At 72.4% G+C, this 9,872-nt stretch carries 6 protein-coding genes; 2 read left to right on the forward strand and 4 right to left on the reverse strand.

Annotated elements, in window-relative coordinates:
• The first annotated feature begins 10 nt into the window (after window positions 1-10).
• Window positions 11-796 (forward strand): TetR/AcrR family transcriptional regulator, encoded by a 786-nt coding sequence (locus tag ACZ4FV_RS06670; RefSeq protein WP_402237642.1) that lies wholly within the window; start codon window positions 11-13, stop codon window positions 794-796.
• Here ACZ4FV_RS06670 and ACZ4FV_RS06675 read toward each other — a convergent pair.
• Genes ACZ4FV_RS06675 through ACZ4FV_RS06690 form a run of 4 tightly spaced genes read right to left on the reverse strand, consistent with a single transcriptional unit; the run spans window position 774 to window position 6,001 of the window.
• Window positions 774-2,507 carry a dipeptide ABC transporter ATP-binding protein gene (locus ACZ4FV_RS06675; RefSeq protein ID WP_402237640.1) on the reverse strand — a complete coding sequence of 578 codons (1,734 nt, stop codon included), beginning with the start codon at window positions 2,505-2,507 and terminating at the stop codon, window positions 774-776. The genes ACZ4FV_RS06670 and ACZ4FV_RS06675 overlap by 23 nt on opposite strands.
• Entirely contained in the window at window positions 2,504-3,364 is an 861-nt protein-coding gene (locus tag ACZ4FV_RS06680; RefSeq protein ID WP_395859425.1) for an ABC transporter permease, read from the reverse strand. The genes ACZ4FV_RS06675 and ACZ4FV_RS06680 overlap by 4 nt, the downstream gene beginning before the upstream one ends.
• Before the next feature lie 4 nt (window positions 3,365-3,368).
• Entirely contained in the window at window positions 3,369-4,340 is a 972-nt protein-coding gene (locus ACZ4FV_RS06685) for an ABC transporter permease (RefSeq protein WP_465322041.1), read from the reverse strand.
• Complete coding sequence (locus ACZ4FV_RS06690) at window positions 4,337-6,001, reverse strand: ABC transporter substrate-binding protein (protein ID WP_395859423.1); 1,665 nt, start codon at window positions 5,999-6,001, stop codon at window positions 4,337-4,339. Before ACZ4FV_RS06690 ends, ACZ4FV_RS06685 begins: the two co-directional genes overlap by 4 nt.
• A gap of 786 nt (window positions 6,002-6,787) precedes the next feature.
• Between ACZ4FV_RS06690 and ACZ4FV_RS06695 the strand changes: the two genes are divergently transcribed.
• Window positions 6,788-9,757 carry a helix-turn-helix transcriptional regulator gene (locus ACZ4FV_RS06695; RefSeq protein ID WP_465322043.1) on the forward strand — a complete coding sequence of 990 codons (2,970 nt, stop codon included), beginning with the start codon at window positions 6,788-6,790 and terminating at the stop codon, window positions 9,755-9,757.
• Window positions 9,758-9,872 lie beyond the last annotated feature (115 nt).

A 9,872-nucleotide genomic window follows, 5' to 3' on the forward strand; every position in this document is an offset into this window, starting at 1 on the left:
ACGTCGCAACATGGTCGAGGGAACGAAGAGGTCGACGACGCGAACGACCGGCGGTACGGCGACGCGGGCCGGCGGGGCGGCCCGCGCGAGCGCGGAAACGGCGCCGACCGAGGCGGCCGAACCGGTGCCGCCGGCCGCGCACGCCACCACGCGCGGGCGGATCGACAAGCGCCGGGCGATCCTGGCCGCCGCCGAGGCGGTGTTCACCCGTGAGGGCTACACGCTGGCCGGGATCGACGCGATCGCGGCCGAGGCGGGCGTGTCCAAGCCGACCATCTACAACCACCTCGGCGGCAAGGAGAACCTCTTCCGCACCGTCGTGGTGGAGGCCGCGATCGAGTCCAGCGGCCGGATCCTGGCCGCCCTGGAGGCGTTTCCCACCGACGCCGAGGACCTGCATCCGCGGCTGACCGCCATCGCCCATCGCGTCGTGCAGTGTCAGGCCGGCGAGAAGGGCTGGGCGCTGCAGCGGCTGGTGTACGCCGAGGCCGCGCGCTTCCCGGACCTGTACGACACCATCCGCGAGGGCGGCACGGTACGGATCATCGACGCGTTGGCGGGCCGACTCGCCCGGCTCGCGCACGGCGGACACCTGGACATCGACGACCCGGTCACCGCCGCGAACCAGTTCCTGGCGCTGATCTCCGGGGACCTGCCCACACTCACCGCGTTGGGCACCCGGCCGGTGGACGACGCGGCCCTGGACCGCGCGGTCACCGCCGGGGTGACCACGTTCCTGCGCGCGTTCGGGCCGCGCGCGGGCGCCGCCCCGGTCACGACGCGCCCCCGGCGCTGAGCACCCGACCGTCGCGCTCCGCCGGATGCCTCGGTGCGGGGAGCGGGTTGTCGTCGGCCGCCGCCACCGGGCGCGGTACGGCCGCGAGCAACTCGCGCGTGTAGGGCGCCTGCGGCCGGGTGAACACCCGCTCGGCGTCGCCGCTTTCCACCACCCGTCCGTCCTTCATCACCAGGATGCGATCGCTGACGTGCCGGATCACCCCCAGGTCGTGCGAGATGAACAGCAGCGCCAGGCCCAACTCGGCGCGTAGATCGGCGAGCAGGTCGAGAATCTGGGCCTGGATGGACACGTCCAGCGCGGACACCGGCTCATCGCACACGATCAGGTCCGGTGAGGGCGCCAACGCCCGTGCTATGGCCACACGTTGGCGTTGACCGCCGGACATGTCGCGTGGCCTGCGATCCAACAGGTCCGTGGACAGGCCGACCAGTTCGAGGAGTTCGGCCACCCGGGCGCGATGCGCGGCGCGGGTGGGCCGCAGCCGGCCGCCCGGGAGCCCCGCGGCGGCGACCGCCTCGCCGAGGATCCGGGCGACCGGGTAGCGGGGGTCGAACGAGCCGAGGGGGTCCTGCTGTACCGCCTGGATCCGACCGCGCGAGGCACGCCGCGCGGACTCGGGAAGCTCGCTCCACGGCGCGTCGCGAAAGCGCACGGATCCCGTGTCGGGCCGTTCCCAGCCCAGCACGATCCGCGCGGCCGTGGTCTTGCCGGATCCGGACTCGCCCACCACGCCGAGCGTTTCGCCCGCCCGCAGCTCGAACGACACGTCCCGGACCGCGTCGTGCCGGGTCCCGTCCGGCCCGCGGAAGCGTTTGCCGATCCCGGCCACCTCCAACAACACCTCGCCCACGGGCGGCGCGGCCGGTACCGCCACCCGGGCCGAACCCACCGGCGCGGACAGGCGGGTTCCCTTCGCGTGCACCGACGGCACCGCCGCGAGCAGCGCCCGGGTGTAGGAGTGCTCGGGCTCGGACAAGACCCGTTCGGCCGGCCCCTGTTCGACGATCTCGCCCGCGTACATCACCGCGATGCGGTCGGCCATCCGGGCCACCGCGGCCAGGTCGTGGCTGATCAGCAGTACGGCCGTGCCCTGTTCCTTGAGCCGGCCCAGCAGGCCGAGCACCTGGGCCTGCACCGTGACGTCGAGCGCGGTGGTCGGCTCGTCCGCGAGGAGCAGTTCGGGGCCGCCGGCCAGCGCGGAGGCGATCAGGCCGCGCTGGCGCAGCCCGCCGGAGAGCTGGTGCGGGTACTGCCGGGCTCGGCGGGCGGGGTCCGGGATGCCGACGTCGCCCAGGAGTTCGAGCGTCCGGGCGCCGATCCGATCGCGGGGCACCACGGCGTGGGTACGCAGCGTCTCGGCGACCTCCGCGCCGACCGTGCGAAGCGGGTCGAGCGAGACCAGCGCGTCCTGGAGGACCAGGCCGATCCGGCGGCCCCGGATCGTTCGCCAGCGCGACTCGGACAGTCGGCTCAGGTCGGTGCCGGCGAAGTCGAGGCGACGGGCGCTCACCCGGGCGCCGCCGCCGGTGAGCCCGACCAGAGTGCGCGCGGTGACGCTCTTGCCGGACCCGGATTCGCCGACCACGGCCAGGCATTCTCCCCGTGCCAGGGTGAACGACACGTCGCGCACCACGGGTTCACGGCCGGGGAAGGCGACGTCGAGTCCGTCCACGACGAGCAGCGGATCGGTCGCGGGGGTGGTGGTCATCGGGGAATCCCTCCGGCGAATCGGGTACGGGCATGCCGGCCGGCCACGTTCACCGCGATCACCGCGCAGGTGACCGCCGCGCCGGGGAACACCCCGATCCACCACGCGGTCTCCAGGAAGCCGCGCCCCTCGGACAGCATCGCGCCCCACTCGGGCGAGGGCGGCTGAGCGCCCAGGCCCAGGAAGCTGAGCCCGGAGGCGTAGATCAGCGACGTGCCGAAGCCGACCGTGCCCAGCACCAGGAGCGGCCCGATCGCGTTGGGCAACACGTGCCGCACGATCAGCACCGGTCGACGCAGGCCCAGGCCCGCCGCCGCCTCGACGTAGCCCGAGCGGCGCACCACCAGGGCCTCGGCGCGCACCAGACGCGCGTAACCGGGCATCGCCGCGATCGCCACCGCGACCATCACGTCCACGGTGCCCCGGCCGAGCAGGGTGACCACGAACAGCGCGAGCAGCAGTTCGGGTAGCGACAACATGATGTCGGCCAGGCGCATGCCCACCTGGTCGGCGGCCCGCCCGCCCAGCGCCGAGAGCAGCCCCCAGACGGTCCCGCCGACCAGTGCGAACACGGTGGCCCCCAGGCCCAGCAGGAGGGAGGGGCGGGCGCCGTGCAGGACCCGGGCGAACACGTCGCGACCGAGTTGGTCGGTGCCGAACCAGTGCTCCGCGCTCGGTCCCTCGAGGGCGGCGAGCGGATCGGTTTCGATCGGCGAGGTGCCGGTGAACAGCCCGGGCGCGAGGCCGATCAGCGCGAACAGGAGCAGAACGGCGAGCGCGACCACGACGCTCGGCCGCGGTGTGTCGCCGCGCCGGATCCGCACCCGCCGTTTGCCGGCCGCCAGTGTCTGGCTCATCCGCTCAGCCCTTCCGCAGCCGTGGGTCGATGACGGCGTAGAGCACGTCGGTGAGTTGCGAGATCAGCACGAACACCAGGGCGGCGAGCAGCACGACGCCCATCACCACCGGCATGTCCTTGGTGTTCACCGATTGCAGGGTCAGCGCGCCGATCCCGGGTCGGGCGAAGACCTTCTCGACCAGCACCGTGCCGCCGAGCAGGGTTCCGATCAGCCAGCCGGACAGGGTCAGCAGCGGAATCGCCGCGTGCCGGAAGGCGTGCCGGACCCGGACCGCGGTCGCGCTCAGCCCGCGCGCCCGCGCGGTGACCACAAACGGCTCGCCCAGTGCCTTGTCCAGGCTCTCCCGGAGCACCTGCGCGAGCACCCCCGCGATCGGCAGGGCGAGCGTCACGGCGGGCAGCACCAGCGTCTGCACGCCCTCGGTGCCGGCCACCGGAAACCACTGCAACCGGAACGAGAACACCGTCAGCAGCACGATGCCCAGCCAGAACGAGGGTGTGGACACCGCGACCAACTCCCACGCGCCCAAGGCCGACCGCAGCGCGGACCGCCGCCCGGCGGTGGCCAGCGCCGACACCACGGCGATCACCACGGCCAACACGAGCGCGGACAGCGCCAGTTCGAAGGTCGAGCCGAACTGCTCGCCGATCAGCGCGGACACCGGCTGCTGGAGCTGATAGGACTCGCCCAGTCGGCCGTGCAGCAACTCCCGCAGATAGTGCAGGTATTGGCTGGCCAGCGGGTCGTCGAAGCCGTAGTCGGCGCGGATCTGCGCGCGTACGGCCAGGGACGCGGTGGTCTGCGGTCCCAGCAGCGTGGCCACCGGATCGCCCGGCAGCAGCTTGAGCCCGGCGAAAGCCAGCGTCGCGGCGCCGAGCAGGACCGTCGCGATCGCCACCAGGCGCCCGCCGACCGCGCGCAACACGCGCGGCAGGCGGGCGGTGGGGGCGGCCGAGGCCGCGGCGGAGGTCATCGCCGTGAGGTCCACACGTCGTGGAACAGCGGCCACGCGTTCGGGTCCAACCGCAGCCCGTTGATCTGCTTGCCGGTCGCGAACAGGGTGGTGGCCGAGTAGAGCGGGACCACCGCGGCGTGTTCGATCACCCAGCCCTGGGTCTTGGCGTAGAGCTGGTCGCGGGTGGGCCGATCCAGGGTGGCCGCCGCGGCGTTGGTCCATTCGTCGATCTGCGGGTTGCTCAGCCAGGCCGCGTTCTGTCCGCCGGTGCTGGGCAGGTTCGCCGAGTTGAAGTACAGCCGCAGCACGTCCGGTTCGAACCGGGCCCAACTCATGTCGAGCAGGTCGTACTTGCCCGCGTACGCGTTCGTGGTGAACGCGCCCAGGTCCAGGGCCGGGCGCTGGACCTCCACACCGATCTTCTTCAGGTCCGACTGCACGGCCTGGGCCAGGATGTCGCGCTGCTCACGCACGGCGGCGGGCGCGGTCGGCCACTGCACGGTCAACCGCTTGCCGTCCCGGGTGCGATAGCCGTCCCCGTCGCGCGCGCTCCACCCGGCCTCGTCCAGCAGTCGGCCCGCGAGCGCCGGGTCGTAGGGCCAGGTGTTCTCCAACGACTTGTCGTAGGCCGGCGTGGCCGGTCCCAGCGGGCCCCACGCGCGCCGGTACTGGTCGAAGTAGATCGATTGGATGTTCGGTCCGATGTTGATCCCGCGCTGCACCGCCTTGCGCACCCGCTCGTCGTCGAACGGTGCCCGCGTGGTGTTCAGGAACAGGCTGTACACCGCGCCCGCGAAGTCGTGCCGCAGTACGCGCACGTCCGCACGCGCCTCCAGGCTCTTGACGTTGATCGGCGGGATCGAACCGGCGATGTCCACCTGACCGCCGGCGAAGGCGCCCACCCGGACCGAGTCCTCGGGCAGGAAGCGGAAGGTGAGCTTGTCCAGGTAGGCGGGGCCCTGGTGCTTGGATCCGGCCGGCGCCCAGTTGTACGCCGGGTTGTTCTCCAGCGTCAGGCTCTGGGCCTTGGTGTGCGCGGCGAACTTGAACGGGCCGGTGCCCACCAACTGGGCTCCGCCCGCGCACAGTTTGTCGCCCGCCGCGGTCAACGCCTGTGGCGAGTAGAAGCCGAGGTAGGCGGTGCTCGCGGCCTGGAGGAAGGGTGCGAACGGCTTGTTGAAGGTGACCTTGACGGTCGCCGGGTCGAGCACCTCGGCGCCGGTGTAGGGGCCGAGCAGGCTTGCCGCGTACTGCGACTTGGTGGTCTTGGCCGCGATGCGGTCGAAGTTGACCTTGACCGCGTTCGCGTCGAACGCGGTGCCGTCGGTGAACTTCACGTCGGTGCGCAGCTTGAACGTGTAGCTGGTCAGGTCCGGCGCGACCTCCCAGGAAGTGGCCAACCAGGGCTGGAAGTTGCCCTGCTCGTCTTCGGAGACCAGCGAGTCGAAGACATTGCGCTGGATCGAGGCGGTGATGTCCTGGGGGCTGACGTGGATGTCGAAGCAGGTCGGCTCGGTGTTGATCGCCACCGTCGCGGATCCGCCCTTGACCGGCGGACCCGCGGCCGGCTCCGCCGCCGCCTTGTCGGTCCTGGTGTTCGCGGTACAGGCGGACAGGACCAACGCGGCGGCGAGTGCCGCACCGACGATTCCGGGTAGACGTGGTCGGAATACGCGCATGGTCGAGTCCTGTCGAGAGTCGGGGGATCGTGCGAAGAGGCGCAGGGCGGAGCGACCGCCGCCGGCACACCAGGACGCTAGTGGCGCCGCCGCGACCCCCAGCACCCCTAACGGACCCCTACCGACCCTTGCGGGTGCGGGGACGGAAACGGGTGCGATCGAGAGCCCGGCGTGACTTGTCCGGCGGTGCTCCATTTGTGCGTCTCGCCCGGGTCATAAGGGGGCGAACGGCGTGTCCGTGTGTCGGCTTTCTTTCGCGATGCCTTCGTGTTGACGCGACGCGGGCGGATTTCTAGACTGCCGTTCAGCTATGAAGCGAAAGTCCGGATCACCGACTCGGAGCTTTACTACTTCTTCTTCGGAGATGGCCGTGCAGGGGACCCGTGGTGCGAGCGCTTCGCGACTCGCCCTGGTGTCCCGCCTCGACGTCGACCTCGCGCGCATGTCCAGCGGGCTGTGTCGTCGAGTCCTTCGTCGCAGGGATCGTTCGTCGGGTTGATGCCCGCGCCGCCCGGCAGGTGGCGGGCGGATGTCGTACCCGTACATCCGAGTACCCGTACATCCGACCAGGACCGGGTCGATCCCTCTCCGTTTCCCTGGTCCCCTCGGGCCCATCGACGTGCCCGACGGCTCCGGCACCCCGGACTCCGAAATCACGCGTGCCGCAGTCGTTCGAGGCATGGATATCCTGCCTCGTTTCGGCCCGGGCGTGCGGAAATATTAATTCAGCGTCAATAGCGAATTCAACATGCGGAAACGCAGAGATTTCCGCCGGGGGAGTGGCACGTGTTTTTCGTGGGTCGAACCGAGGAACTCAGCCGACTGGATACCGCCCGGGCCCGCTGCGCGACCGGCGTCGGCGGTGTGATCACCGTCTGCGGGCCCGTGGCGGTCGGCAAGACCGCGCTCCTGCACGCGTTCGGTGATCGGCCCGCGTCCGACGACGCGCTCTTCCTGCGCGCCGTCGGCACCCCGATGGAACAGGACTTCCCGCTCGGTGTGGTCCGCCAACTGGTCCTGGCGGCGCCGCCGGCCGACGTGGACGCGAGCCGGATCGACCGACTCCTGGACGACGGCGCGTACACCGCCGCGTTCGGCGGCACCGACGCGCCGACCCCGACCACGGTGCGTGCCGTGCACGAACTCAGCGCCGTGCTCCTGACGTTGGCGCAGACCCGGCCCGTCGTGATCGTGGTCGACGACATCCAGCACGCCGACCCGGTGTCGCTCCAGTTCCTGGCCCACCTGATCCGGCGGATCCGCGGCGCGTCGGTCCTGGTGCTGCTCGGCGAGCGCGATCACGCCGCCGCGCCCTCGGCCGCGTTCGCCGCGTTCTCGGCGGAGGTCGAACGCCAGCCGCACCATCAGCGGATCCGCCTGGGCCTGCTAGGCCGCGCCTCGGTCACCGAGCTGCTGGCCCACTCGCTGGGCCCGGCCGCGGCCGCCCGGCTGTCCGCCGACGTGCTTGAACTCAGCGGCGGCAACCCGCTGTTGATCCGTGCCTTACTGGAGGACACGGGCCCCGGCGCCCGCTCGGACCCCTCCCGACGCCCACTGCGGCCCACCGTCGCGGACGCGTACTGCCGGGCCGTGGTCGGCTGCCTGTACCGGCTCGACCCGGCCACCGTGGACGTCGCGCGCGGACTTGCCCTGCTCGGCGAATCGGAGACCACCGAGGGTCTGGCCGAACTGCTCGAACTCGAACCCGCCACGGCCACCCGCGCGGCCCGCACGCTCAACGACGCGGGACTGGTGGCGTGCGGTCGATTCCGCGAAGACCGGGCCCGCCTTGCGGTGCTGGACACCATGACCCGTCCGGAGCGCGAGCGCGGGCACGGCCGGGCGGCCACGCTGCTGCACATCGACGGCGCCCCCTCCGAGTCGGTCGCCAAACACCTCGCCGGCGCCGGGGAGTTCCGGGCGCCGTGGGCGGTGCGCACGCTGCGCGAGGCGGCCGAGGCGGTGGTCGCCGAGGGTGATCTGCGGCTGGCCGTCGACTACCTCAAGCTGGCCGAGCGGATCGCGCCGGACGAGTGCACCCGGGTGTCCATCAAGGCGTTCCTGATCGGTCTGGAGTGGCTGGTCAACCCGGCCGCCGCGGCACGACACGTGCCGTGGCTGGCCACCGCGGTCCGCGACGGCCGACTCACCGGCCGGGACGCGCTGGTGTGCGTGCGCTATCTGGCCTGGTACGGCCGACTCGACGAGGCCAAGGCCGTGGTCGAGGCCGGCCGGCACTCGTGCGCGCCCGGCGAGGAGGCCGAGTGGGCCACCGCCGCCGAGGTCCGCGCCGCCCGGGTCTGGCTCAAGTACTGGTATCCCGCCGTGGACGCGGGAGTATCCGAGCCCGAGGTGTCCCCGCTGCCCGCGACCATCGGCCGGATCGAGGGACTGGACCTGCTCACCGCCGTGCTGGCCGGGCGGCTGAGCGGCGACCAGGTGTGCGATCGCGCCGAGCGCATCCTGCGCGGCTCACGGCTGGACGACGGCACGATGGAATCGCTCACCTCCACGCTGACCGCGCTGGTGTACGCCGATCGTGCCGCCGAGGCACAGGAGTGGTGCGCCGCGCTGATCGACCAGGCGGCGGCGCGGCGCAGCCCGATCGCGCACGCGCTGATGGCCGCCGTGTTCGGCGAGATCGCGGTCCGCCAGGGCGACCTGCTCGGGGCCGAGGAGAGCGCGAAGACGGCGCTGACCCGGATCGTGCCCGAGGGCTGGGGCGTCGCGGTGGGCGTCCCACTCGCCGCGCGGATCACCGCCGCGGTCGCCCGCGGTGACCACGAGCAGGCCGCCCGGCATCTGGAACTCCCGGTGCCGGGAGCGATGTTCCACACCCCGGCGGGGCTGCACTACCTGCACGCGTGTGGGCGGTACAACCTGGCCACCGGCCGCCCGGACGCGGCCCTGCACGACTTCATGTCGTGCGGCGAGTTGATGATGGCGTGGCGGATCGACCTGCCCGGGCTGGTGCCGTGGCGGGTCGAGGCGGCCCGCGCGCATGTGCGACTGGGCGATCACGAGGCGGCCCGCGAGTTGCTCGCGGAGCAGTTCGACCGGCTGTCGGACGAGCCCTCGCGCACCCGGGGGTTGGCCCTGGGCGTGCAGGCGGAGGTGGTCGAACTGCGCCGCAGACCCGCCCTGCTGTGGGAGTCGATCCGCGAACTCCAGGCCTGCGGCGACCGCTTCGAGTTGTCGCTGGCGTTCGCCCGACTCGGTAACGCCTACCGCGAGCTGGGCGACTTCGGACGGGCCCGGCGCGCCGCGCGACGGGCGCAGCAGTTGTCCGAGGCGTGCCAGGGCGAGCCGCCGCGCCCGCTGCCGCGCACCGAGCGGCTGGCCGCGGTGCCCGATCGGGACGGCGCGATACCGCACGTGCCGCAGCCGGCGCCGATCCGGGAACCGGCCCGGATCGGTGAGGCGGGCCGGATCGGCGAGGCCGGGCGGGTAGGCGAGGCCGGTCGGGTCGCCGAGTCGGGGCGCGTCGTCGAGGCGGGCCGGGCCCGCGCCTCGGAGCCCACCCCGATGGTCGGCGCGTCCGCCGGTGTGGACGAACAGCCCGGTGCGGGCCTGAGCGACGCCGAGCGCCGGGTGGCCGCACTGGCCGCGCAGGGGCAGACCAACCGGGAGATCTCACGCCGATTGTTCATCACGGTCAGCACCGTCGAACAGCACCTGACCAGGGTCTATCGCAAGCTCGGGGTGGCCCGCCGACTGGATCTGCCGCCGTGGTTGGAAGAGGAGATCGCGGGCTGAACGGCCCCTGACCGGGGGTGGGACCGGGGACGCCGCGCGGGTCGGGCGGCGCCCCCGGAAGACCCGGTCGGGGGCCGTTTCGCGAGTCCTGTGCACGACTGCTCCCCTATGGGGT

The sequence above is a fragment of the Embleya sp. NPDC025285 genome, from assembly GCF_055558835.1.

What these genes read in the sequence shown, in the direction of transcription:
- ACZ4FV_RS06670 (WP_402237642.1), top strand. Translation starts at nt 11, where the DNA reads ATGGTCGAGGGAACGAAGAGGTCGACGACGCGAACGACCGGCGGTACG.
- ACZ4FV_RS06675 (WP_402237640.1), bottom strand. Translation starts at nt 2,507, where the DNA reads ATGACCACCACCCCCGCGACCGATCCGCTGCTCGTCGTGGACGGACTC.
- ACZ4FV_RS06680 (WP_395859425.1), bottom strand. Translation starts at nt 3,364, where the DNA reads ATGAGCCAGACACTGGCGGCCGGCAAACGGCGGGTGCGGATCCGGCGC.
- ACZ4FV_RS06685 (WP_465322041.1), bottom strand. Translation starts at nt 4,340, where the DNA reads ATGACCTCCGCCGCGGCCTCGGCCGCCCCCACCGCCCGCCTGCCGCGC.
- ACZ4FV_RS06690 (WP_395859423.1), bottom strand. Translation starts at nt 6,001, where the DNA reads ATGCGCGTATTCCGACCACGTCTACCCGGAATCGTCGGTGCGGCACTC.